This window comes from Flavobacterium mekongense (assembly GCF_047038255.1).
In the GTDB taxonomy this organism is placed as follows: domain Bacteria; phylum Bacteroidota; class Bacteroidia; order Flavobacteriales; family Flavobacteriaceae; genus Flavobacterium; species Flavobacterium mekongense.
This window is the reverse complement of the sequence record NZ_CP174374.1, coordinates 2133064-2158674: the sequence shown is the minus strand read 5'-3', so window position 1 is coordinate 2158674 and position 25611 is coordinate 2133064. Positions and strand designations below refer to the sequence as shown.

Annotated in this window: 22 protein-coding genes; 14 read left to right on the top strand and 8 right to left on the bottom strand. The window is 30.9% G+C overall.

From position 1 onward, the window contains the following. Positions 1-13 precede the first annotated feature (13 nt). The 6 genes from ACJG85_RS09250 to ACJG85_RS09225 form a co-directional block, all read right to left on the bottom strand. Complete coding sequence (locus ACJG85_RS09250) at positions 14-676, bottom strand: S1 family peptidase (protein ID WP_412476258.1); 663 nt, start codon at positions 674-676, stop codon at positions 14-16. Between the two features lie 167 nt (positions 677-843). Then, positions 844-1035, bottom strand: a complete 192-nt coding sequence (locus tag ACJG85_RS09245; RefSeq protein ID WP_412476257.1) for a hypothetical protein — start codon at positions 1033-1035, stop codon at positions 844-846. Between the two features lie 461 nt (positions 1036-1496). After that, on the bottom strand, positions 1497-4718 hold the full coding sequence (locus tag ACJG85_RS09240; RefSeq protein ID WP_412476256.1) for a T9SS type A sorting domain-containing protein: 3222 nt from the start codon (positions 4716-4718) through the stop codon (positions 1497-1499). A 256-nt stretch (positions 4719-4974) separates the two neighbouring features. Next, on the bottom strand, positions 4975-6777 hold the full coding sequence (locus tag ACJG85_RS09235; protein WP_412476255.1) for a T9SS type A sorting domain-containing protein: 1803 nt from the start codon (positions 6775-6777) through the stop codon (positions 4975-4977). A gap of 7 nt (positions 6778-6784) precedes the next feature. Further along, the gene (locus ACJG85_RS09230) at positions 6785-7990 is read right to left on the bottom strand and encodes a hypothetical protein (protein WP_412476254.1); all 1206 of its coding nucleotides are present in this window, start codon (positions 7988-7990) and stop codon (positions 6785-6787) included. Positions 7991-8191: 201 nt separating this feature from the next. Then, entirely contained in the window at positions 8192-9733 is a 1542-nt protein-coding gene (locus ACJG85_RS09225) for a DUF6770 family protein (RefSeq protein WP_412476253.1), read from the bottom strand. Between the two features lie 417 nt (positions 9734-10150). On the opposite strand from ACJG85_RS09225, the gene ACJG85_RS09220 reads away from it, so the two are divergent. From ACJG85_RS09220 to ACJG85_RS09195, 6 genes are all read left to right on the top strand, one after another. After that, on the top strand, positions 10151-10780 hold the full coding sequence (locus ACJG85_RS09220) for a hypothetical protein (RefSeq protein WP_412476252.1): 630 nt from the start codon (positions 10151-10153) through the stop codon (positions 10778-10780). A 78-nt stretch (positions 10781-10858) separates the two neighbouring features. Beyond that, positions 10859-11743 (top strand): alpha/beta hydrolase, encoded by an 885-nt coding sequence (locus ACJG85_RS09215; protein WP_412476251.1) that lies wholly within the window; start codon positions 10859-10861, stop codon positions 11741-11743. 118 nt (positions 11744-11861) lie between these two features. Beyond that, positions 11862-13022, top strand: coding sequence for a helix-turn-helix domain-containing protein (locus ACJG85_RS09210; protein ID WP_412476250.1), 1161 nt, complete (start codon positions 11862-11864; stop codon positions 13020-13022). Positions 13023-13153: 131 nt separating this feature from the next. Next, the gene (locus ACJG85_RS09205) at positions 13154-14617 is read left to right on the top strand and encodes an alpha/beta fold hydrolase (protein WP_412476249.1); all 1464 of its coding nucleotides are present in this window, start codon (positions 13154-13156) and stop codon (positions 14615-14617) included. 13 nt (positions 14618-14630) lie between these two features. Beyond that, positions 14631-15263 (top strand): DUF2306 domain-containing protein, encoded by a 633-nt coding sequence (locus ACJG85_RS09200; RefSeq protein WP_412476248.1) that lies wholly within the window; start codon positions 14631-14633, stop codon positions 15261-15263. Between the two features lie 123 nt (positions 15264-15386). Then, positions 15387-16019, top strand: a complete 633-nt coding sequence (locus ACJG85_RS09195; RefSeq protein WP_412476247.1) for a response regulator — start codon at positions 15387-15389, stop codon at positions 16017-16019. 2 nt (positions 16020-16021) lie between these two features. Here ACJG85_RS09195 and ACJG85_RS09190 read toward each other — a convergent pair whose 3' ends face one another. Both ACJG85_RS09190 and ACJG85_RS09185 read right to left on the bottom strand, forming a co-directional pair. Further along, positions 16022-17398, bottom strand: coding sequence for a T9SS type A sorting domain-containing protein (locus tag ACJG85_RS09190; protein WP_412476246.1), 1377 nt, complete (start codon positions 17396-17398; stop codon positions 16022-16024). A gap of 164 nt (positions 17399-17562) precedes the next feature. After that, a complete protein-coding gene (locus ACJG85_RS09185) occupies positions 17563-19572 on the bottom strand; it encodes a tetratricopeptide repeat-containing sensor histidine kinase (protein ID WP_412476245.1) in 2010 nt (669 codons plus the stop codon). A gap of 444 nt (positions 19573-20016) precedes the next feature. Between ACJG85_RS09185 and ACJG85_RS09180 the strand changes: the two genes are divergently transcribed. From ACJG85_RS09180 to ACJG85_RS09145, 8 genes are all read left to right on the top strand, one after another. Beyond that, on the top strand, positions 20017-20745 hold the full coding sequence (locus tag ACJG85_RS09180) for a hypothetical protein (protein ID WP_412476244.1): 729 nt from the start codon (positions 20017-20019) through the stop codon (positions 20743-20745). A 128-nt stretch (positions 20746-20873) separates the two neighbouring features. Next, the gene (locus tag ACJG85_RS09175) at positions 20874-21359 is read left to right on the top strand and encodes a hypothetical protein (protein WP_412476243.1); all 486 of its coding nucleotides are present in this window, start codon (positions 20874-20876) and stop codon (positions 21357-21359) included. A 65-nt stretch (positions 21360-21424) separates the two neighbouring features. Next, the gene (locus ACJG85_RS09170; RefSeq protein WP_412476242.1) at positions 21425-22309 is read left to right on the top strand and encodes an alpha/beta hydrolase; all 885 of its coding nucleotides are present in this window, start codon (positions 21425-21427) and stop codon (positions 22307-22309) included. A 14-nt stretch (positions 22310-22323) separates the two neighbouring features. Further along, positions 22324-22875, top strand: a complete 552-nt coding sequence (locus tag ACJG85_RS09165; protein WP_412476241.1) for a hypothetical protein — start codon at positions 22324-22326, stop codon at positions 22873-22875. Between the two features lie 21 nt (positions 22876-22896). Continuing rightward, positions 22897-23421: a hypothetical protein gene (locus tag ACJG85_RS09160; RefSeq protein WP_412476240.1), complete on the top strand. Its 525-nt coding sequence runs from the start codon at positions 22897-22899 to the stop codon at positions 23419-23421. Positions 23422-23432: 11 nt separating this feature from the next. Continuing rightward, the gene (locus ACJG85_RS09155) at positions 23433-24122 is read left to right on the top strand and encodes a hypothetical protein (protein ID WP_412476239.1); all 690 of its coding nucleotides are present in this window, start codon (positions 23433-23435) and stop codon (positions 24120-24122) included. A gap of 21 nt (positions 24123-24143) precedes the next feature. Next, entirely contained in the window at positions 24144-24491 is a 348-nt protein-coding gene (locus ACJG85_RS09150) for a hypothetical protein (RefSeq protein ID WP_412476238.1), read from the top strand. 214 nt (positions 24492-24705) lie between these two features. After that, a complete protein-coding gene (locus ACJG85_RS09145) occupies positions 24706-25590 on the top strand; it encodes a CPBP family intramembrane glutamic endopeptidase (protein ID WP_412476237.1) in 885 nt (294 codons plus the stop codon). The last annotated feature ends 21 nt before the right edge of the window (positions 25591-25611 follow it).

The window sequence follows — 25611 nt, the reverse complement described above, 5'->3', positions numbered from 1 at the left end:
ATGTAAAAATATTTTAGTTTAATTCACCATTTATAAAAGGTTCAATTTTTACTTTATCTGATGGGGATAGCGAATCAAAAAAAAGAGTTAGTTTTTGAACTATATAATTTATTCGAACTACACGTAAAATAGGCTGACCATTTAACTCAGTTGCTCTAACCATGATCCCGAGTAATTGCCCATTTTCATTAAAAACTCCTCCACCGCTCATTCCCGAAACAGCGTGAATATTAGCTAAAAATTCAACTTGAGGATTGTAGGGTATGTTACCTTCAGTATCCATGCTTTGATTCAGTAATTGAATAATATTCTCAGCCTCTGAATCAGAATAAATTCTACCGGATGAAACAGCACCGTTTGGATAGGTTACACGATCATTAGGATAACCTATGGCGATAACTACATCTCCAACATTCGCATTTGACCAAGTTTGGTCTGCCAAAGTTCTATTGTTGGGGTCGAACAATTGTAAAGGTGAATCCGTCTGAACAAGATCTGGGTAAAATCCAAACAATCCATCGTCTATAATTCTTTGGTTATCCATAATACCTAAATAAAAATCATCCTTAGGTAAAATTGTAAAATTTGTAGCATTCGAAGGTATATTGGGGTGATAAAGTGGAAAGCTTGCAACCCGTTCATTAGTTAAACTTATACTACCACTTGTTGGCGGCATGATGGAACCTCCAAAAACGCAATTGTTTATTGAGAATAAATCAAAAAACTGTTCATCTAATGTAGACCAAGTGCTTACTCCATATACATGATTGGCGGAGACAAATAAACCTATATTATAATTGTTTCTTTTACTCCAAACAACTTTACTTCCAGAGCCATTAACACCTACACTACCTCTTGTCTTTTGTTAACCAAACTCACAAAATTAGTATTAGGGTAATCTAAAGCATCTTCAATTGCAATTAAATCCGTTTGAATAACACCTGTATTAGGCTGTTGTGAGTTCTCTTTTGAACAGCCCATTAAAATAAAGAATGAACAAATTATTATTAAAACTATTTTAAATGCATTTCTCATGATTTTATAAGTATTTAGCTTTATATATTTGTTGATTGTCGTAAATAAAAGATATGGTTTTATATAAATTTTTAAAATGTACTATTCTAACTGGTAATTTTTACCCCGAACTGATAATCATCTGTGATAGATTAGCTCTAAAACTTTAAAGCCTGAGACAATAGCTCCGATTTTTTTTATTAAACTGATAGTCATAGCGTCGTCAAACTTCAACAAATTAGCCTAATAAGGCTCAAAAATGTAAGCTTTCAAAGTCAAAAAACCTACTTTTTGTTTATGAGATTACTGTATTTCAACATACTTCTGGAAATTTTTATATAGATTTTAAATAATAAGACTTGAGGATTAAACAAAAATTATAAATTAACACTTCTCAAAAGCTTTCATGAGGATGGATTATCAAACCTGAAACTATCAAGTATTATAGGCCGCAACAAAAATGCAACATCAAATTAAATTTTCTACTTTTTACTAACTATTATTTTCTTTTGTAGCCTCTGAACACTGGTGTTGAGTTCTAAAATATAGGTACCATCCATTAAAAAAGGCAACTGTATAGTAATATGATTTATTCCTAACAGATAAAATCCATTATGAATATTCCTAATAAGCTTTCCATTTAAATCATAAAGATTAAAGACAACTGATTCATTTTGTTTTAATTCAAAAACAACATTGGTTTGATTAGAGTTAATAGGGTTTGGGTAATTATAAAACAGGTAATAAGACATATCTTCCGGATAGCTAGGCACCGAAAGAATTGGATTAAATGACATATCGAAAAAAGATAACCCCTCATAAAAAAATTGTTCATCAAACATTCTTCCGGAAACAACCAAGCTATTATTGTTTAATGGGATAAACTGTTTAGGCTCATAAAGAGAATAATGCTCTCCTATTAAGTTTATTTCTTCACTTTGTACTAGAGCATAATCCAATTTGGTAACTTTTCCGGATATAAATGGTCCAATCCAATTAAGATTTCTTCTCGGAAAATGCAACGATTCTTGATTCTGACTCAAAATGAATATATGTTGAGAATCTATAAAGCTATCTTGATAATAATTAGGACCATTCAAATTGAAAGAATTAGTTTCATTTTGGTTCAAATTCCATTTTAAAACTTGAATATTTTGTTCCTCTCCTAATCTGCTCCCTGCAGTGTAGAAAACACCATCCTCAACACCTTTCATAACTTTGTAAACGTAACAATTGGTATTTGCTTCCTGATAAAAATATTGCCCTGCTATAATACCTGATTCATTTATAGATAGAAGACGTATCTTGTTATAACTCGTTATTAAATCTGACGAATCAATGGCTAAAGTTAATCCATTATTATTTGTTACTATATCAACTATAAAAGAAGAACTGCCTGATACAGGATATATATTGTAATAATTCATAACACCATTGGTGTCAATTTTCAAAAGTGAAGGCGAAAATATATTTTGCATCAATTCAGAATTATAAAATCCTGAACCTCCTCCAATAATAATATTCCCTGACCCATCTATCAATAGTTTAGAAACAAAATTTTGAGTGTATATTGCATCTGTTGGCTGATAGATATTAGTAGAAAGAACAACTCCGGATTCAGAAATTGTGACTACCATTATATTTGTTGTACCATCAATGTTCATTGAAGTGCTTGCAACCACAAAATTATTTTCACTTGTAATCTCAGGAAAAAAATTCCCGGTAATATTATTTGTATATGTTGTATTCCATAGATTAACACCCGTATGTGAAATTTTTTTCACAGTAATTTGTGTACTACCATCATCCATAGGCTTACCTAACAGAACAATCAAATCATCATTGTGGTCAACTTTCATTCTGGCACTAACAAGATTCGTTGAATCATCAAGTAACTCGCTCCATTCTATCGCCCCTAAGTCACTATATTTTATTAGATATGTTTTTTGATTTAGCTGATTGTTAACAATATAAAAATTACTAACCAGTGAATATAAATTACTGTCACTATCTCCTAAACTTTCCAATACATTTGTACTAGTTGCATTATTTTCCTGCAATTTAGAACTCCATAATAAACTACTTATAGAATTAGTGTTATCAAGCAATATAGTTTCATATACATTACCCAAATCAGCATAATATGATGAGAACACATGTACATATTTATTATCATAAGTATAGCTATCAAAAAAGCTACCAAAACTAAACCCTAGAAGCTCATTATTAATCGAATAATCACTACTACTTAATTGATTTCCGGTCGTCGAAAATGAAGTAGTATTTATTTTATTATTGGTATTACTTAAATCCGAATAGGAAACACTATTTAAAACGATAGCATCGTTATGCTTAAACATATTAAACTTAAAAATCGATTGTAAATCTTCGGTGGTAACTTCCCAGTTGGTTGTACCATCTAAATTGAGAGATAATAACAAATACCCATCAAGAGAATTCCCATAATGAATACCTCCAACATACAATACATTTTGATCGATTAAATTCGTGTAGGCAAAAGTATTTTCATTTGGAACTTGATAGTTATAATTCCAACTCTCAACTCCATTTACATCATACTTAAATGTAGTACTACTACTGGCAAACTCTGTCTTGAATGTACCGGTAGTGTAAATGTTATTCTGTGCATCAATAACTAAATCATTAGGATAAGCATCTGTTGAAACTATGGATAAATCCATCAATGTAACGGTGTAAGATTTAATCCTCTTCCATAAAAACTGACCACTTGCAGAATATTTAATAGTAACAATACTACTCTTATCGCTTAAATTGTATCCGTATCCCGATACAAGAATATTACCTTCATTATCCTGTGAAACTGTTTTGGGCTCATTCCAAGTTGAAGAAGGAAAATCATCCTCTACATGTTGCCAAATCAATTGCCCAAACGCATCAAATTTGGCCGTAAAATAAGTCACCACATTATCTAAATGTGTGATTCCTGTTACCAGTACCTCATTATTAGAGTTTACAAAAATTGCTGTAGGAATATCAAAATTTAAATCATTACTAATAATATTTTGCCAAAGTACTTCACCATTGTTACTGATTTTAGCACAAATAAGATCCATACTGTCATTACCCCAAATGTAACCTGTAAGAATAATGTTTCCATCACTGTCTAATGCAATATTAGTCCCGGCATTAACCGTGAAACTTGGAGAAGGAATTCTAACTGTCCATACAATCATTCCACTCTGATTAATTTTGACAGTAGTGATGTCTCCCGAATGATTGATTAAATTACCACTAGACCCCGTTATAAATGTATTACCTTGGGAATCATTACATTGTGACAAAGGTATATTCATACAGGACTTTACAATGTCAAAGTATTCGAATGCTACATTGGTGTTTTTTTGCAAATAATTTTTTAAATCACCAGAATTTGATTCTTTTATACTTTGATGCATAACCAACTTGGATACTATCCCATTGGTTTGTGAATGTTCATATCCTAAATACTTTGGAATATGATCTATTCCTTTTTGTTGTGCAGAAGAGAAGAAAATAGAAAAGCACAATAGGATGAGTAAAACTCTGGACTTTTTCATAACATTTGTTGTTTTAGCAATTAATGAACCTTTAGTTCGTCTGCTAAATTCAGTATTTAAATGGTAAGTTAAAATACCTGAAAAGAGCCAAAACAAAATACCTTTAATCAGGGTGTTATTTCCCATTCTTAAATAAAAAATAGATATTGTAATAATTTAAAATCACTTTTGATACCTAATGATACTTACTTGAAGAATAACCTTAAAGGCCAAAATAATTAAATAATCAATAAAGAAGATCTAATATAAGTTCATGATAATTATATTGATAAAGATTAATTAAGACCATAAAAAAACTGCTGAAAATATTTTATCAGCAGTCTTTTACAACAATTAAAATTAAAAATTTCAATTCTCTGAAATAACAATAACCTAATTAACTTTACATTTTACTAAACTTAATCTTTTCAGACTGACCTAATTCATTTACCAACTCAATCAGATAAACACCAGTGCTCAAATGATTAACATTAATTTTAAAATCATTTAATAACTCTCCTTCATTTAAAAATTTACCGTCTATTGAAAATAGTTTATACTTAACCTTTACCCATCTAACACTTTGTTCTACATACAAATAACTTTCAGCTGGAACTGGATACAAAATAGTTTGACCGTTTTCACCATTCTCATCTGTCCCTAAACTATTTGTGGTTGTAAAACTCCATACCGCAGACCACAGGCTTACATTATTGGATTCATTGACTCTCACTCGCCAATAATAAATTGTACCTGGGCTTAATCCATTTATTGGAACAGTGGTGCCATTAACAATACCCGTAAAAGCCACAGTAGAAAAAGTTGGGTCAGTGGATAAAACATACTCATAACTACCTGCACCGGTAAAGGCATTCCAAACCAAACTAGTTGATAACGGAACTTGAGTTGATGCGTTTGTCGGAGAAACCAATGTAACCATACTATCATAGAGAATATCTAATCCTATTACTCGTTTGTAAATTTCACCCCAGTTTCCATCAGCCGCCTTGTATCGAGTATGCAATAAGTGAACACCTGGACCTGGATTCCCACCTGATGAAGCTATCGCTAGTTCAATAGCCTTATCAAAATTTCCGTCAAACGCTAATAAAACTGAACCATTTCCTTCCCCTGGATCTGTATCCCAAAAATACTCCGCTTGAGAAATTTTAACCGAAAGATTTGTATTGTTATTATCAGATAACTTGAAAACTTTTCTATAGTTAGGACCCCAAATTCCATCATCAGCTTTTACCCGTAAATATAACAAGTGCTCACCCTCTGTTGGCAAACTAGCCGAATTGGTAAAAACTGTCTCAACGGCTTGAGAAAAGTTACCATCAAAAGCCAATAAAGCAAAACCATTTCCAAAGCCCGGGTCATCATCCCAGAAAAACTCCCCTTGAGTAATTTTTACTGAAAGATTAGTGTTGTTATTCTCTGAAAACTTAAATACTTTTCTAAAACTTGGACTCCAAGTACCGTCATTGGCTTTTACCCTCAAATAAAGGAGATGATTTCCAACTGTTGGTAATGTTGCCGTTGAGGTGAAAACTGTTTCAAGAGCCTGTGTAAAATTACCATCAAAAGCCAACAATGAAAAACCATTACCAAAACCGGGATCTTCATCCCAATAATACTCGCCTTGAGTTATCTTAACAGCAAGATTGGTGTTATTGTTGTTGACCAAATGAAATACTTTTCTAAAACTTGGACTCCAAAGACCGTCATTGGCTTTTACTCTCAGATAAAGTACATGGTTACCAATACCCGGCAATGTGCCAGAAGTAGTACTAACAGTTTCAAATGCTTGTGTAAAATTACCATCAAAAGCCAATAAAGGAAATCCATTTCCTTCCCCTGGATCTGTATCCCAAAAATACTCAGCTTGAGTAATTTTAACACCTAAATTTGATGAGGTATTATCAAGTACTTTAAAAGCTTTTCGAAACACAGGACTCCAATTTCCGGAATTGTCTTTTACCCTTATATGAAAGACATGATTACCTGGAGTAGGTAATGAAGTTGATGATGAAATAACCGTTTCCAAAGATTGATTAAAATTACCATCAAGAACTGTTAACCCTAAACCATTCCCAAGCCCGGGGTCAGTATCCCAAAAATACTCGGCCTGGGTAATGATTTGGCCACTACTACTAAACCAAAAAGCAATAAAAAAAAACGTTGTATATAATTTCTTTTTCATTATAAATTTACCTATCAAATCCCTCAGCCTTAATCTGTAAAGGAGCACCATTAGTAGTAATACCAAATGGCATGTCTACCCAAAATACTCTTGAACTTCCGGTAATTGGAAAATAATTATCCAAGGAGTAAGAACCTCCATAACAGCCCGCATCACCAACAGAAAGATCTAAATCATAAAACTGAAAACTTGGATCAGCACCATTAAGAGCAGCTGTAGGTAATATCAACTGACCGGTAGTAACATTTACCGGATTAGTAGTAAGCAAAACATCTGTAGTTGAAAATGCAGGATAGGACACTAAAGTATTCATAATGTAATTGTATGAACTAGAATTCCCTGAAACTGTCAATGATGCAGTTGGAGCATACATACTTGTAAATACATATGAGGCTTGAAAAATATTATTCATAATAACTGCAGGAGATAACAAATTTAAATATTTTGCTCTAGTACTTGATCCGTCTGCAACAACCGTATAAGGAGTAACCACAGTATTGTTTATTATATTTAACTTTTGTTGTGTCGAAGTAGTAGTATAAGAAATCGAATGTGCTGATAATACGGTTTGAGGACTAACTCTTTTAATTAAATTGTTCATAATAGTGAGAAAAATATCACTGGTACAAAGTAATCTGGGAAATTTATTAGCTACTATTAATAACGTATCGTTAGTTATTGATGTTGAATTGCTTATGGTAATCAAAGCAGATTCACTATTCATTTGGTTCCCAATAATACGCCCATGAGAAATACTAATAGAACCACTTTCTAATTCAGTTGATACCACACTAACATAATATTGATTATTAAAATTAATACTTCCACCATCTAAAATGCACCCCATGATACTAACATTAGTCCTCCATCCGGCAGATGAGCCACTAATATCACCCGATACTAAATGAGCTCCAATAATAGTAATAGTTCTGTTGTTCAGCGCTTGCAACGTAACATTCCCTTGAATTTTATAACGAACTCCATCTTCTGCCGAAGCAATTTCAAGAGTCTTATCAATAGTAATATTTTCAACATAGGGATTACCCCCTATTTTCGGATGAACTATAATTCTATCCCCATTAACAGAGGCTGCAATTGCAGCAGTTATAGTAGAAAAAGTTCCGGCAGGACCATTTTCCTGCACAATTCTGTCAGTTGCACTAACATTGTAAAAGCTAAGCAATAATAAGCTAAGTAATAATTTTGATTTCATAAAGTTTATTTTTTTCAAAATTAAGGGCTAGATTTCACAATATAAATACCTGTAAAAGGGTAAAATTATATACCCCAAATCAGGTATTTACCGAGATCACCAGGAGAGATTTAAACTTAATAATCAAATAAAAAGAGGGCTCTCACACCCTCTTTTCAACCTAACTAAAAACCTCAATCCCCATTAAATAACAAATCCCCTCTAATCTATAGCATTTTTTATAACTTGTATTCTTTTTAATTCATAATTATATTTAAACATAAGTGAGCCACTTTGGCCATAAGGAAGTAAAGCATAATAACTCTCATTCTTATCAAAAGAAACCTCATAATCATCTAAAAAATCTAATCTCCCCTCTTTAAAGACTGCTTTCTTAAGTAAGAGCTTATCAATATCACCTGAACGTTCATGAGTTTTATACACTACAATTTGCCCATCTTTATATACTTGATGATTAACAAAATCAAGCCTTCCATGATATTCCATTTCCATTAAATTATATTGAGGTCTGGCAACTAAAGAGTTCAATCCTGTATGGGTCACAGTTTTAGGCAATAAAGTACAATCCATAAGATTTAAATTTTCATCTACTTTCATCAGAACAATCTCCTTTAATTCATAAGTTGACTGCCAATTATTTGAAATGGCTCCTCCAACTGCTCCTCCAATGGCAGCAGACAAAATCTGCTTGCCAAATGTATTTCCCTGCTTACTACGTCTTACGATTTGTCCAACAAAATAATAATCTCCATCATACTCTTTAATCGAATTAAAATAAATTGTCCCAAAATCATCTTGATCTAATACTTTATCAAATCCGACAAGGGTTTTAAACCGTTCATCGTTAAACCTTAAAATATTTGATTTTATTTGCTGTCCGGTTAAGTCAAATTTTTCAAAAAAATAACCAATATTATAGTCATTCTTAGTCATACTATTATTCTGTTCAAATAATTCCCCAAAAAGAAGTACTTCACCCTGATTTGTCACAAAAGCATTGGTATAATAATCTGGATCAACCTCATAATCCTTAGATTTTGTAAAAATTACTTTACCGGTTTTAGAGTCTAAAACTATAATATTGAAAGTTGGCTTATGATCATAATTAGAACCCCACTCTTTCTCAGACAAGATTACCACTTGATCATTGGCAAACAAAGGAGTAGCTTCTTTCCTATTATCATGATCAGCAGGAGACTTGTATACCCAGCTTGATTCCCCTATATTATTGACAAAAGTGATATTATAACCTAAGTGTTTCTTTTTTACAATTTGATTCACTAAAAAACCCTTGTTGTCAATCGGAAAAACAAGTTTATAATAATAATTCAAATATGGATAAAACAATCTTTTATCAAAATCAAACTCGACAGTATTAGATACTAATCCTTTTGAATTATATACTTTAAATCTAACAAGCTCGGCTTTTTTATCATGAAATGCGGCCATCAAATGGCTTTTGTTATTGTACAATGCAAATAAATTGCTTTCTGTACTGTAAACATTCTCTTCATTATGATTTACGGTCAAACTCTCATCAAAAAAAGTAATGACCTGCTTCTTCACCTTCTGTTGGACTGTATCAAACTTCTCATACAAAACATAATGCGTCCGTGAATTGTTATCATCAACCAAACTCCCTATATTTCTCTTACTAAAGTCAAAAACATTGTCAAGCGATAAAGTTTGTGCCCGTGAAATAAACACAAAAAAGATAAATATAAAATGTTGATACTTTCTCATAAAATCAATTCTTACTCGTGACTGCAAATTTATTAACGGAAACAAAAAAAACATATACCTGATTGCAGGTAAAAATTTAAATCATACAAGATCTTTTAAAAATTTGACAAATCTCAAAACAGAATATAAAATCAAGATTACACTAGTCATGTAAAAAATCTAAGTAGTAAAGAATACCTTTTTTCAGGTATATGATAGGCTTTAGAGAGTGCATAAATTTGAAAAAAAAATGTCAATTAATATTTCACAACTTATGATGTTATTTTTCGTTTGGATAAGTTCCTCTCTAATATTCTTTTAGTCACATAATTTGTGGCATTTCAAATTAATCTATAAGCAGACTTTTAGGTAAAAAAAGTGATTTAATAACCAAAAAATGCTGTTTCTTTTTTTTTAAAACTTAAGTTAAAACCAAAAATGCAAATCAAAAACCTCAAAAAAAGACATTCATTCTTTATTTTTATAATTTATACCAGATATTTAATAGGTAGTGCATATATTTTTGCTAGCATAATAAAAATAAAAGGAAAAAGATTTACAACTGTTTCAGGTGAAAATGAACCTTTCAATACAGCATTTCATTTCTTTGAAACATTATACCAATCAGGTATATATTGGAAATTTATTGGAGTAGCACAACTCTTAGCAGGTGTATTATTGGTTACGCAAAGATATGCAAAACTAGGCGCTTTAATTTGTTTGCCGATATCTCTTAATATTTTCATGATTACAATATCCTATAATTTTGGCTACACTCATGTAATAACAGGTCTGTATTTAATAGCTAATATAGCTTTAATTGCTTGGGATTGGCCCCAATTAAAAGTAATTTTAAATTATGAACCTATCCCTCTAAATACAAAGACATTGAGTGATTTAAAAATTTTCCAAGTCACTGGTCTAATCCTCGCACTATATACCATAATTTACCGAGTGATGGTTGATAGATATAACATCTTACAATGGATGATTATCTGCACCACAATTGGCTTGAGTGGCTTCTTATATTACTTAAAAAGTAAAAAAAATAGTCAAAAAAAGTCTTAAATTAAGATTACTGCATATTTTAATATAATTAAGTATTTCTATAACTAACACAACAAAAAGTCAAACATCTTTTTAATAATGAATAGGTTGAGATACATTATTCTATTATATATACTCAAAATAAAAGGAATTAAAAAAGCTTTTGAACAGTCACCTATTAACTATCAAGGGCTCAGAAAAAATGATGTTTATGTTCCAAAAAATAAGTATTTTAAAGATTCTATAACTAAAACTTTTACAATTTCAAATTCAACCATAACTGAAATAAACCAAAACTCAGATGAGTTAATTTTATTCATTCATGGTGGCGCATTTATTTCCGGCCCGGCTCAACACCACTGGAATACTATTGAAAAAATTGCAAAAAAAGTAAACAAGACTATCTGGCTTTGCAATTATCCAAAAGCACCTGAGCATAAATTAAATGAAATATCTGACAATATTGACTCCGTTTATAATTTGGCGAGTTTGAAATTTGAACCGGAAAAAATATCAATAATAGCTGATTCAGTTGGAGCCACATTGACAGTAACCTTAGTGCAGCGACTAGTTATAAACAAATTAAGTCCACCATCAAAAATTTTTCTAATCTCCCCGGTTATGGACTGTTCCATGGAAAACTTAGAAATAGATAATATTGAACATAAAGACCCAATGTTGTCAAAAAAAGGGGTAATGAGCGCAAATAGTATGTGCTCAAATAACGGCAACTTAAAGAATCCTTTGATGTCTCCAATTTTTGGTACTTTTGATAAATTCCCACTCACTTACCTATTTATGGCAGAAAATGATATTACATTTCCTGATCAAATAATTTTTTCAAAAAAATTAAAAGAATTTGAAGTTAAAAGCATAATAATTAAAGGGGAAAATATGCCCCATATATGGCCTTTACTTCCGTTGATGAGAGAATCCAAAACTGCATTAAACCTAATTATAGAAGAACTAAATTTAAGTAAATAACAAAATATTAAACCCAAAAAGTAAAGTTAGCTAATTATAACATCCTCTTTTCTTCATTAATAACCATATCTAATTAAATAAACTAACTTTGCAAAACAATCTATAAATTTTAATCTCAATGTTTTACCTAGTTGGTATTGTTATAACCTATTTTTTGGCCTTTATTCTTTTAACAAAAGGTAAAAAAACAAAATCAGACAAGGTCTTATTTCTATGGTTATTGTTTATTGGTTTTCACTTATTTCTCTATTATTTATTCATAGATAATCAATACTATAGATTTCCATATTTACTAGGCTTTCATATTCCTTTACCTTTAATTCATGGCCCTTTCCTTTATTTCTATACAGCAACTATTACAAATCAAAAAATAAACTGGAAATTTAGTTTCCTTCATTTTATCCCTTTTATAGTCTCCTTCATATCAATAACTGATTTTTTGTTACTAACATTTGAAGAGAAAACCTTAATCTACAATAATAGAGGAAAAGGTTATGAAATGTTCTTATTGTTTAATTCAATTTCTGTTATAGTATCAGTCATTACCTATGTAATATTATCGCTATCATTACTAAACAAACACAAAAAAAATATCTTAAATGAGTTTTCTTCTACAGAACGAATAAGCTTATCTTGGCTTCGCACTTTAATCTATGGTGTAGGAACTGTTTGGATTTTTATAATTTACGGTAATAATGAATTATTATATGCTGTAGTAGTGCTATTTGTTATTCTAATTGGATATTTTGCTATAAATCAAGTAAACGTATTTCCAAAGGATAAACCATTCACCTCCAACAATGCCACTAATGTCTTAAATCAAACAAAATATTCATTAAAAATAACTGAACCCCAAGCAAGTAACCTGATAGAGATCTCTCAAAACAAAACAGCTAAAAAATACCTTAAATCAGGTCTAAACGCGGATACAGCTCAAAAAATCCACTCTTTATTGAAATTCAAGATGGAAAAAGAAGAATGGTTTACCAACCCTAATATAACTTTAGCAGAATTAGCAGCATATTTAGAAATACATCCTAATAGCTTATCACAAGTAATTAATTCCTTTGAAAACAAAAATTTTTATGATTATATAAATTCATTAAGAATAAAAAAATTCTTAGCTATGGTAGAACTTCAGGAAAACCAAAAATTCACTTTATTAGCCCTTGCCTTTGATTGCGGATTCAATTCAAAGTCATCTTTTAATAAGTATTTTAGAAAAACAATGTCCCAAACACCAACAGATTACTTAAGTAAACTTAACAATCCTGTCTAACATAATCATCTTAAAAATAAATTTTTAAAACACCGTTACAAGTTAAAACAAATAAAATAAGTCCCTACTTATAAGCAAGGACGATTATATACAAGCGATTCCTAACCTTTGTCAAAAAATTAAATCGCTTTATGAGTCAATCTTCAAAACATTTATTTATCCTTTGTTTTTTTATTACAACTTTTTCTTACTCCCAAAAAAATTTAATCAACCTCAACCCGGGAGAAGATATAATAATTGATAGTTTGAAATTTCAAACCTATGAAGGTCAGATTGAAGTACCCATGGATTCTGAGTTATCAGACAGAGGGGTAATACAATTACCGGTATTTATTATAAAATCGTCTAATAGCAATCCTGCCGAACCTATATTTTGGTTGGATGGTGGTCCGGGGGGGTCTAATATTATATCAAGAAATAAAATAGCCCTGACCTCAGCTGCAAATACACTTAAAAATCATGACTTTGTATGTATAGGTTATCGAGGTGTTGATGGGTCTGTTGTACTGAGTTCAAAGAAAATTAGTAAAGCTTTCAAGGGGAAACAACATAAATTACTAAGTGACAAATCATTGAATAACATTGAAGCTAAAATTAAATTATACAATATTGAACTATTAAATAAAGGTATTGATGTAAATAATTTTACCATAATGAATGTTATTGAGGACCTTGAATTAGCCAGAAAACAACTTGGATACAATAAAATCAATTTATTGTCACTAAGTTATGGAACTAGAGTGGCTTTGCTTTATTCCTATAAGTATCCAAAAATTATCAATAGAACTCTTATGATTGGCGCTTGTCCACCCGGTTACTTTCTTGCTAAACCCGAGCAAGCTGAAGAAATATTGGATAAATACGACAAACTCTTTAAAGAACAAGACACTTTAAATGAAAAAATGTCTATAAAAGAAGCCATAAAAATTTCATTTGAAAAAATGCCAAAACGTTGGTCAATATTTACACTTGATCCTGATAAAATTAAGTCCGGAACAATAAATGCAATGTACAATGTAAATTTTAGTGTGATGGTTTTTGGAGCATACTTCAAGGCAGCCAAGGAAGGTGATTATAGTGGTCTTTATATGCTCCAAAAATTATCCGAAATGAACATTCCTAAAGTGGTTGGTGACATCTACTCTAAAACGGTAAGTGCCGATATTCAAAAAAATATTGACTACAGGAGTGTTCTTAGAAATACCAAAACCGTTTTGGGACCAAACGTCTCTCTATTATATGGAGGCACAGCTGAAGCATGGCCTATTAAACCTATTCCAGAAGAGTTTAGAAGATCGAAAAAATCAGATACTCAAACATTAATAATTAGTGGAGACCTAGATTTCAGAACACCTCCATCAATTGTAAATGAAGAATTAATGCCTTACTTAACAAATGGCTACCATATTATTTTAAAAAATAGTTCTCACATTGATATACTAACACAAACCCTGAAACATCCAACGCTTTTACAACAATATTTTGATAATGGAAATATCGATAAAAACTTTTCTGGCAATAACAATAAAATTGATTTTAAACCAAAGCAAAAAATTAGTAAGACAATGATTTTTTTGATGGGCATATTCAAATAATTAATAAAAAAAAATGAAAAAAATTCTCTGGATAATATTTGCTTTTCTAAGCATCACTATCGGAATTTTCCCTTTCATCTTTTACTGCTTTGATATCCCATTCGGTATTACAAACCTCAAAGAAGATTGGATTTTGTCGAATATATATTGGAAATTTGGGTTTCATATACATATAATATTTGGAGCATTAGCACTCTTAATAGGCTGGATGCAATTTATATCCAATTTTAAAAATCAATACAAACAATGGCACAGAAAAATTGGCATAATCTATGTATTTTCAGTTCTCGTTTCTTCAATAGCTGCTATTAGTTCAAGTTTCTTTGCCAACGGAGGAAAAATAGCATTCGTCGGACTATTTACAATTGCTTCCATTTGGTTCATAACAACATATAAAGGTTATGTTTATGCCAAGCAATCAAAAATATCGCTACATCAAAAAATGATGATATACAGTTATGCCGCCACATTTGGCGGAGTGACTTTAAGAATATGGCTACCTTTATTAATCAACTATCTAAATGATTTTAATTTAGCGTACGACATTGCTTGCTGGATGAGTTGGGTACCAAATTTGATTATTGCAAATCTAATAATAGCCAAAAACAAAAAATCTAAACCTAAAAAAATACCTGAAATCAGGTAATTTACTAACTTATTCAAACCAAACTTTTTAAGATTCATATCTTTGTTATTAGAAACCAATTGTCTACAATCATAATGAAAAAGCTTATTTATTAATCAATCGAGTCGAATTATAATTAATAAAATGATGGCAAAAAAAAGAATTGCAATTCTGGATGATCATCCATTAATAATAGAAGGATTAACAATGCTGTTTTCTAAATCCAATGATTATGAAGTCATAGAGGGATTCAAAAATAGCTTCGATTTATTTGAATACAAAAATCTTAGTAATGTAGACATAATACTATTGGATGTATTTCTCAAGGAAGAAAATGGAATTGACATTTGTCAAAAAATAACAAAAAAATATCCAAGAATTACAGTATTAGCAATGAGTAGTCAAGCGGAAAGAAGCATTGTACTTCAAATGCTTAAAAGTGGGGCACATGGTTATTTATTAAAAAGCGCTAGTCTTGACGAATTTGTTTACTGCATAAGAAATGCAATGAATGGTATCGTGGTTTTTAGCAAAGAAGTTGAAAATTTAATGAACAAAGTTCGGTTTTCGGATTTAAAAAGTATTCCTCGATTAACCAGAAGAGAAAAGGAGATCCTAAAGTTACTAATAGAAGGTAAATCAACTCAAGAAATATCCGACGAGCTTTTCTTGAGTTTTTTAACTACTCAAACTCATCGAAGAAATCTTTTAAACAAGTTTCAAGTTAAAAATGTAGCCGAATTGGTTAGTTTTGCTATAAAAAATGCTTTAATATAAAATTACAAGGTCTTTTTTATTATTTTAAAACACTTATTATAGCTTTTGTCTGATACTTCAACAAGATAGAATCCATCACTAAATTCATCTAAGCTTATGCCTTTTATAAAGGAGTTTAATAAAAATGATTTCAATAAAATACCTCGGATATCATAAACTTTTACTTCCAAATTATTTCCGGAAAATTCAAAATAAAGATGGTCATTAGCTGGATTAGGATAAACTTTTACTAATGATTGATTAAAAATCATACTTGAAAGTGAAGAAGGACAATTAATCAATGTAGGTACTGACCAATCAGAATTAGTTCCATTACCAAGCTGTCCACTTGGGTTATTCCCCTTCGAAAAAAGTTCCCCTGCAATATTCATCGAAATGGTAAAGTTACTCCCTCCATCTTGAAAATACCATTCGCTCTGATTATCCACTAATACTGGATTCAATATATCAGGTCCTACATCAGGGGAAACTTGACCTGCGCCATTCCTTCCCCAACCCCATATTGAACCATCACTTTGTATCCCTAAACTATGTTCATAACCGGCACCAATTTTAACCCAACTGTTTGAACTTCCTATTTGAAGAAATGTATTAGAACTCAATCCTAAGCCGGTTTGTCCGAAACTGTTTAAGCCTGTTCCCCAAACACTTCCATTATTTTTTAAGGCCAATGTGTGATATGATCCGGCTGATACTGAAATCCAACCTAATTCTGAATTAATTTGCTGTGGAGAGAGGACATCGCTATTAGTTCCATTTCCGAGTTGCCCGTAAAAATTAAAACCCCAACCCCATAAAGAGCCATCTGTCTTTATTCCTACTACAAAATTGTCTCCTAAGGCAATTTCTTTCCAATTGGTCGACATTCCAATCTGAATAGGAGTACTCGAATAAACAGTTGTCCCATTTCCTAATTGTCCAAAATTATTTTTACCCCATGACCACAAAGTCCCATCAGATTTTATAGCAATGCTGAATTCGCTTCCTGCATACACTTTGCTCCAATTGTTTAATAAGCCAATTCTAGTTGGCATATTCTTAGCAATAATGGATCCATCTCCTATTTGCCCGGCGTTATTTGCTCCCCATGCCCATAATGATCCATCGGTTTTAACAGCTAAAGAATGATTATAGCCAGCAGATATATAACTCCAACTGTATCCATTACCAATCTGCACAGGCAAATTCCTGTTGATTGAGGTACCATCTCCCAATCTTCCGTTAAAATTATTGCCCCAAGCCCATAGGGAATTATCATTGCCAATCGCTAAGACATGATCGCTGCCGCATGAATACTTTTGCCAACATTGACTTTGTCCTGAAAACGATAAAAAAATAAAAACTGCTAGGTTGTAAATTAAACTCTTTTTAATTTTCATTGTTAAGTTTTTTAAATGGCTATGTCATTGTTCGACAATTGTAAACATCATTATAATCTTTAAAATCAACTTTTGACCGTTGCTCATAGCCTAAAAATTGCCCAAAACTAACCAATACAAGAATTTAAAAAAATACCTGAAAACAGGTAACTGTAAAAACTTAACTACTCTTCCCCAATACTTATTCTTAATTCTATATTAAAAATAGTTCCAATCCCAATTTGAGACTGTATATCAAACGTCCCATCCAACAATTCAACCCTATTTTTAATATTCTTTATCCCAAGACCCTCTAACTTTTCCAATACTTTGTAATCAAAACCTTTACCGTTGTCTTCTACTGTAATTAAAAACAAATTATTATTTTGACTACAATCAATTACGATTTCTGTGCAATTTGCATGTTTAAGTGCATTATTAATCAACTCTTGAACAATTCTAAATATTGCTATCTGATGATTATTCTTTATTGACCTATCAATTTCATTTGAAGAGAAATGAATATTCACTTCATTTGTTGACATGGAATAGCATAAATCCTTTAAAGCAAGTTCTAAGCCCAATTTTAACAAAACTTCAGGTATTAAATTAAAAGCAACCTGTCTCAATTCTGTAATAGATAATTTCAATGAATCGGAAATAGGACGAAAGTCGGTTTTATTACTTAACAATTCAATTTTTTGCTCCATCTGCATTTTCAAGGATGATAATCTACTGCCTACCCCATCATGTAAATCTCTTGCCAACCTTGTCCTCTCTTTCTCCTCACCATCAATCATAGCTTGCATTACATCAAGAGTTCTTTGCGATTTTAATGCATTTAAGCTTTGATGGTAATTAATTTCCTTTTGCTTGGCTAACTTTGCCTTATTCTTGGAATCTCTCCAAACAAAAAGTAATATGATAATTAATATTGCTAAAGATGATATTAGTAATATAAGATATCTATAATTGCGTTCAGAATCCAATAAAGCTTTTTGTTTTTGAATCTCAAGCAAGTTAATTTTCTTGGAATTCTCAGCACTTTTGTATTTAGCCTCCAGGGTGGCAATCTCTTTTTCATAAGAATCAGTATTTAAACTGTCACTCAACTCAATATAACGCTCACTATAGTGTAAAGCATTAGGCAAATCATTCAATTGTTTAAAAACCCAAGCTAATTCTTTGGTGTAATTTTTTTTATCAATAATATGTGTGTTCTTATCATTTATGGTAGTTATTAATAATCTTTTTGCCTCTTCATATCTTTTTAATTGTTTAAGAGTATTGAACTTAACAAAGTTAATTCTAACAATACCAAACCCATCATCACTTTTTAAAGCTTTACTTATTCCTAAGTTATAACTCTTCAGGGCTTCTTCATATTTTCCTTTCTTGTGTTCATACAATCCTTTTGTGTAATAATAGGAAGGATACATATTGGAGGACGGATACTCTTTCAATTTATTTCCTACTTTTACTAATAGTGTGTTTATACTATCATACTTGCTTTGTTCCATCAGTATTTCTGCATACAACAAATAACTCTCCATCAAACTCTCTTGGTAAGTTGAACTTTTAATGGCTTTTTTTTCAACATATTTTATACACTCACTGATATAAAATTCTGCTTTATCATATTTTAAATCATTATAGAAAGTTACAGCAACCGATTTATACAAGATGCCGATTAATTCAGAATCTTGAGCTTTCCTAGCCATAGGAATCGATTTTTCTAATAAAACTTTAAAACCTTGTTCGGGTTTATCCATCATAACAAGATTTATATATTGACTTCTATAAATCAATGCTCTCATAGAGTAGACCTCAGGCAAATCATACTTAAACAAATGCTTATCAGCCACTAACAATGCTTTTTGATAAGCCATCCTATCTTGTTCAAGAATAAATTTTTGAGCATAATAATAATAATAAACATCATTCAAAAATTGGTTTTGTTTAGCCAATTTTTTCCCGTAAAAAAGATGTTTTAAAAACATTTTCTTATTATTATCCTTTAAGTAGATGGTCGAAATTTTAAAATGGAAAATTCCTTTAAGGCTATCCGATTTAGCAATCTTTATTTCATGATTCAAACTGTCAATTATTGTCTTATCATCATATAAAGAGTTTATTCCCTGAGCAGAAACTATTGAAGGAATAACTAAGAGAATTAAATAAAGGAAGTGTTTCATGTTTTTTTTCAAAATTAATTTTTTGTTTTGACTAATAAGCATAAACCAAACATGAATTACCTGTATTCAGGTACAAAAAAATACTGATTTATAGTGATTTCATATCATAAGAGATAAATCTAATTTTGAAATGTAAAAATAAAACGGAAAACGAATTTTTATCCGGCTTTGAAATAATAGTGTAAGACTATTTATTTAAACATATAATTAACAAAAAAATCTACATCTTGTTTTATGCATATTGAATTCTAAGTGCACTACTGATTTGAAGATTATACCAACATGAAATATAAACAATTACTATATATAAACTTTAAGAATAGATTAAGGAGAGGTTAAAAAAAAAGTTTTTTGCATTTGGTTAAAGTTAGAACAATAACCTCTCCCTCTATTCTAATATATCATACTCTATATATCATGTCATGCTATTCAGTCATTAACAAAATGAAACAAAATCTCCTTTTACTATTGGCTTTTATAATTTTATTTAAAGTCAGTGCTCAAACTAATGCAATCAATCAGACCGATTTCGTAGAAAAAAAATGGATTAAAAACCAAAACAATAATATGATTCTTTATGCTGTAAATGATACAGTTAAAACAGAAATCGGTAAAATTAAAAACACCATAAATGTGGAAAACGGAGTCGTTATTCAAACGATGGTTATGCAAAACAAGGTGTTCAAAACAGATTTTGTTGACATTACTGCATATAAAGTCAATAACCTAATGCCTATTTATCATAGCTCAAACAATGACCAAAGATTAATAACTATTGCTTATGGAGATACGATAAATGCTATATATCGTAATGCCAAAGATAAAAATTTTAAAACATATTTCAATTCAATAAGTAAATCAATAAGGTATTTTGATAGTAGTGTGTATCAAACCATACTGAGATGGTTTCCACTAAAAGAAAACTTCAAAGGAGAATTTACAATTTTTAATTTCGATCCAAACAGTGAAACAGGACTGATGAAGTTTACAATTATCTCGGTTACTTCAGAAAAAATTTCGACAAAAAAGTCTGGAATCCGAGAAGTCTGGAAAGTAACAGAAAAGTATGGTAATACTGAGCTTTTAACCTGTCATTACATAGATAAAGCAGACAGAAAACTCTGGAAACAAGAAATTAATGGAGGAAAAATAATAATGCTTTTAGAGGAATAAAAATGAGTAAACTGCATACAAGACAAATCCTAGTTTGCATCACTAAAACCATGATAACAAGCTGCCTCTTGATAAGTTGTAATGTCCAAAAAACAAGAGAGACCCATAATAATCAAGAACTTATAAATATGGTACAAATAGATCAAAAGATGCGTTTGGAGGACAATAGAAATTATGAAGAAAAAGACAATGTTCATCGAAAAAAAGTGATGGAATTGTTAGTAAATGGTAAAATAATAACTCCTACGGATAAATTAAACGCCGCACTTATCCTTCAACATACTTCAGCAATATATTGTAATGATGAATTAAAAAGTTATAGTCCCGAAAACTTTTTATTAGGATACATCTTATCAAGTAGTGCCTATGATGCTGGAGAAAAAAAAGCGGCTTCATTTATGGCAATATCCTACGATCGTTATTTGTTTTTTACTCAAGGATATCAAAAATATGGAACCCAAAAAATTTATGATGAGGAATCAGACAGTTTCTTATGGGCACCTATAGACAGCACAACTACTGATGAGGAACGTATAAAATATAATGTGCCTCCAATCAAAGAACTCTTAAAGCAGTGTAAAATGAAAAAAAGAAAAACAATAGTTGTCAATTAATAAACATAATTATTGAGCAAACATTATACTGCACAATATTTTCAAAACTATTTATCAGATAAAAGATGAACTTAGAAATAGAAAAATGGAGATCTAGTGGTAATTACTTAACTTATAACAATCACAAAGTCTTTTACTTCCAAGATGGCAGCGGTGAAGACTTATTGATTATTTATGGTTTTCCATTTAATAGTTTCGAATGGAAAGATATATTAACAGAGCTATCAAAAAAATATAAAGTTACCATAGTTGACTTATTAGGAATTGGGTTTTCTGACAAACCCAACAACAGTGAATACAACTTTGAAGAGTATTGTAAGATAATAAATCAATTAATGATAGCTTTAAAGATTAGAGAAACTCACATTCTATCACACGACTTAGGAACAAATGTAGTACAAGAATTAATCGCAATCGAAAATCTGAACAGTTTCAAAATAAAATCATCAGCCTTCTTAAACGGATGCCTGTTTAGTGATTTATATCATTCCTATTTTTTTGGAAGATTTCTATCTAACTCTCCAACTACTATAGGAAAATTATTAAGTAGAATAATTTCTAAAAAAATGATTTTCAATTTTTTTAAATCCGGCTCAGGTCCTTTCACTAAACCCCAGGAAGATTATCTAGAACAACAATGGAGCATACTAAATTACAAGAATGGAAAGTCAATAACTTATCTATTCAGTCGAATGATAAATGAAAGAAAAAAATATTCAGAACGATGGACAAAAGCAATGCAGTCCACATCAATCCCTATGTGCTATATCTGTGGCCCATTTGATGACATTTCTGGAGCTTCAATGGCCTACCTTTTCGAAAAAATTGTTCCAAATTCAAAAGCGTACCTACTCAATAGATACATTGGACATCAGCCATATCTCGAGGATCCGGAAAACACCTTAAAAATGTATTACCAATTCCAAAATAGTCTGCTCGTTAAAAACTAATAAAAATATTAAATATGAAAAATTCAATCTTATCATTCGTACTTTTGATTTCAGCTATACTGTTCAGTTCAGTATCATGTAGCAGCGACGGTGGAAACTCAAATCCGCCACCAACACCTAACAATGAGGACACATGGAAACTAGACAATTACAACTTCTCTAGATTAACTTCTAATCAAACGTCAACAACATATGTAAACGGAAACCCATTTACTATTTTGAATATAGATTCAAATACCAATAATAGCAATGATCCATTCAAAACCTGTAATTTAACTATTATTTTTAATACTAGTACTACTGGAAACTATACCATAAAATCCCAGACTTCGGTTGTATCAAACACCACACAAAAAATAATGGATATCAGATGTATAGTATCAAATGGTTTGGGGAGTGGTGCTACTTATGAGTCTATTGACTCAAATCTCACTGCAACTGTCACCCAGATAAACGGAAAATTTGTAGTACTCATTAATGAACCTATAACTCTAAACAGAACATCAAACAATGGCCTTTCCCAAGCCCCACAAACTTTTACATTTCGTTGCAATAATGTCCGATAATTAAATAATTGAAAAACAATTATGAAATCTAAAGTTGAAATACTAATATTTCTTTCATTATTCAATATTTTGATATGTAAAGCTCAAAAAAAAGTCGAGATTATGCAGCCAAAAGTTGAGTTTGACATAAAACTAGCCACCGATATGTTAAATGATGGAAATGCAAATATCAAAGGTGTCGCATACTATGAAGGTAGAAGCCCCATAGGTATCAAGTCATCTGAAACAATTTATGCCAGAATGGGTGAAAAAGTCTTTTTATACCCTCTTACGCCATATATTGAAGAATATTTACAACTAAAGAAAAAAAATAAAGAAGGAAAAAGAATAGCTACAATCTCTCCTTTGGCTAATTGCTATAGAATAGAGTCAAAAGTGTATACCACAAATGGGGAATTCATTTTTACCGGATTAAAACCTGGCAAATATTATTTAGAAGTTATGGTACTTTTCCCTTCAGGAACCGGAGGCCGGGAGGCAAGTGGAATTGTTGAAATAGAAGCAGAAAACGAAACTGTTGAATACAAATTGAAATACATCTTCTAACTTTTATATTGATGAAATACTTTTCCCTCTCTATAACAATTCTGTTTTCATCAACAGTATTATCTCAAACAGTGAGAATACCTGACAACAGGTTTAAACAACAAGTCATTGCTTTAGGGTATGACTTAAATGACGACAATCAAATCCAAATTTCTGAAGCTCAAAAAGTTAAAACTCTTTATATTAATGACTTAGGTATTGTAAATTTAGAAGGAATTAATAGTTTCACTAACTTAGAAGAGTTAGGTTGTTACAACAATAAACTTACTTTACTTGATGTTTCAAAGTTAAAAAAATTAAAATTTCTTTATGCATTCAATAATAGAATCGCTAGTTTAAATATCAATGGATTAGTTCAGTTAGAACACCTCCATATCCAAAATAACTCATTCATAACTTCGCTTGATGCTACTAAATTTATCCATTTAAAAGAACTAAACATCAGTGGCAACAGAATTAGTAAACTTGATGTCACAGGCTTGACCTCATTAGAGAAAATTGATGCTGATGACAATAAAATATTATCTATTAAAGTGAGAAGCGCTCCAAATTTAAAACGTTTATCTGTTAAGAACAACCCAATACAAAATACCATTGACGTTAGAGGATTAACTTATCTCGAATACCTAAATTGTGAAGGATGTCAATTATTATATATTAACTTCAGCGGCACAGTCAGCTTAAAAGAATGTTTTTGGTAAATCTTTAAATCTATTCCGTAAATGAAAACAGTAATCACGTTTTTAGGGCTTTTAAATGGTGTCTACATGCTTCTTGATGGAATATTTGTAATAATTACTGGTAAGTATATAGGACCTGAAAAACCCGGTCCATGGGCTGAATTTTTTTATAAAATGAATGTTAACGTCTTTAAACTTGGCTGGCTTTTCATTTTGTATGGTTTACTTTGGTTGGTATGGTTATATGCACTCTGGACAAATAAAGAATGGGCATATCACTTTGGCCTTTTTATAAGCCTTATCTCTTTATGGTATTTACCCTTAGGAACATCAACATCCATAATAATCTTTGTAACACTATTATTTTGGAGACAAAAAATAGGGTTATAAAAATACAAAAACACATCAGATATATAGTGCGGAAAAATAGAAACTGATGATACTAAAATTTCAGCAATTACCCCTAAAAAACACTAGCTCCAAAACAATCATTACTAAAAATCACAATAAAGACAATTGCCCCTGGAAAAAAATTAAGTTGGATTCTTAAATAGTAAAAGTTGAATTTTATTAACTTCAATGTTTTTTAATCAAAAAAAACTCTATGAAACAAAAACAAAGCATGTCAAAAAAACAACTCCTTACATATCTCAGCATAGTTTTTTTGGTTAGTTGGTCAGTACAATTTCTTGCAATAGCTATCAATGGCAGTATTAATGCGGAAGAATCACGTCCGTGGTTAGCCGCAACTATGATATCACCTGCTTTAATAACCCTTTTATATTTTAAAAAAAACATTTTTTTAAGAAATCAGGTCATTATAAAACCCAATATGCAAGTAATAAAAATGATTTTGATAGCGGTAATTATCCCAATAATGATAGGACTATCCATAATTTTGATTCTCCAAAGTTTTGACTTAGGCCAATCTGATTGGTTAGCTTTTGAAAACACTAATGTTACAATTGCTGAAGGACCATGGATTTTGGGTGTCAATAAACAAAACTTAATTTATTTCACCCTTAATATCTTTATCACAGGTACAGTATTTGCTCTCCTAAATGGCATTATTGCATCGGGTGAAGAATTTGCGTGGCGTGGATTCCTTCAAGGACAGTTAATTGAAATTTATGGATTGAATAGAGGAATACTCATTTTAGGGTTTATTTGGTCAATGTGGCATCTTCCGGCTTTACTAAACGGATACAATTTCTCTGAAAACCCAATATTGGGTAGCCTCATATTCTTCCCTATTCAAATGATGTCCCTTTCGGTTTTCTACGGATGGTTAACAATTAAATGTAAAAGCTTTATTCCTGCTGCTATCGCACATGGTGCACTAAATAGCATTCAGGAAGCTATTATATTTAATACAACATTACAAGTCCCTATGATTTATCTCTACTGCATAAAAACTACGGTAACTTTACTGATTGGATTAACTTTTCTATTTTTATTAAAAAGAGATTTCAGTAATCTTAAACTTTAAATCAAAATTAAGGTAACCCCT

Coding starts and splice junctions, on each gene's coding strand:
- ACJG85_RS09150 (WP_412476238.1), top strand. CDS start 24,144: ATGAAAACAGTAATCACGTTTTTAGGGCTTTTAAATGGTGTCTACATG.
- ACJG85_RS09170 (WP_412476242.1), top strand. CDS start 21,425: ATGAACTTAGAAATAGAAAAATGGAGATCTAGTGGTAATTACTTAACT.
- ACJG85_RS09180 (WP_412476244.1), top strand. CDS start 20,017: ATGAAACAAAATCTCCTTTTACTATTGGCTTTTATAATTTTATTTAAA.
- ACJG85_RS09160 (WP_412476240.1), top strand. CDS start 22,897: ATGAAATCTAAAGTTGAAATACTAATATTTCTTTCATTATTCAATATT.
- ACJG85_RS09215 (WP_412476251.1), top strand. CDS start 10,859: ATGAATAGGTTGAGATACATTATTCTATTATATATACTCAAAATAAAA.
- ACJG85_RS09245 (WP_412476257.1), bottom strand. CDS start 1,035: ATGAGAAATGCATTTAAAATAGTTTTAATAATAATTTGTTCATTCTTT.
- ACJG85_RS09210 (WP_412476250.1), top strand. CDS start 11,862: ATGTTTTACCTAGTTGGTATTGTTATAACCTATTTTTTGGCCTTTATT.
- ACJG85_RS09220 (WP_412476252.1), top strand. CDS start 10,151: ATGCAAATCAAAAACCTCAAAAAAAGACATTCATTCTTTATTTTTATA.
- ACJG85_RS09235 (WP_412476255.1), bottom strand. CDS start 6,777: ATGAAAAAGAAATTATATACAACGTTTTTTTTTATTGCTTTTTGGTTT.
- ACJG85_RS09240 (WP_412476256.1), bottom strand. CDS start 4,718: ATGGGAAATAACACCCTGATTAAAGGTATTTTGTTTTGGCTCTTTTCA.
- ACJG85_RS09205 (WP_412476249.1), top strand. CDS start 13,154: ATGAGTCAATCTTCAAAACATTTATTTATCCTTTGTTTTTTTATTACA.
- ACJG85_RS09185 (WP_412476245.1), bottom strand. CDS start 19,572: ATGAAACACTTCCTTTATTTAATTCTCTTAGTTATTCCTTCAATAGTT.
- ACJG85_RS09165 (WP_412476241.1), top strand. CDS start 22,324: ATGAAAAATTCAATCTTATCATTCGTACTTTTGATTTCAGCTATACTG.
- ACJG85_RS09175 (WP_412476243.1), top strand. CDS start 20,874: ATGGTACAAATAGATCAAAAGATGCGTTTGGAGGACAATAGAAATTAT.
- ACJG85_RS09190 (WP_412476246.1), bottom strand. CDS start 17,398: ATGAAAATTAAAAAGAGTTTAATTTACAACCTAGCAGTTTTTATTTTT.
- ACJG85_RS09200 (WP_412476248.1), top strand. CDS start 14,631: ATGAAAAAAATTCTCTGGATAATATTTGCTTTTCTAAGCATCACTATC.
- ACJG85_RS09145 (WP_412476237.1), top strand. CDS start 24,706: ATGAAACAAAAACAAAGCATGTCAAAAAAACAACTCCTTACATATCTC.
- ACJG85_RS09250 (WP_412476258.1), bottom strand. CDS start 676: ATGCCGCCAACAAGTGGTAGTATAAGTTTAACTAATGAACGGGTTGCA.
- ACJG85_RS09225 (WP_412476253.1), bottom strand. CDS start 9,733: ATGAGAAAGTATCAACATTTTATATTTATCTTTTTTGTGTTTATTTCA.
- ACJG85_RS09195 (WP_412476247.1), top strand. CDS start 15,387: ATGATGGCAAAAAAAAGAATTGCAATTCTGGATGATCATCCATTAATA.
- ACJG85_RS09155 (WP_412476239.1), top strand. CDS start 23,433: ATGAAATACTTTTCCCTCTCTATAACAATTCTGTTTTCATCAACAGTA.
- ACJG85_RS09230 (WP_412476254.1), bottom strand. CDS start 7,990: ATGAAATCAAAATTATTACTTAGCTTATTATTGCTTAGCTTTTACAAT.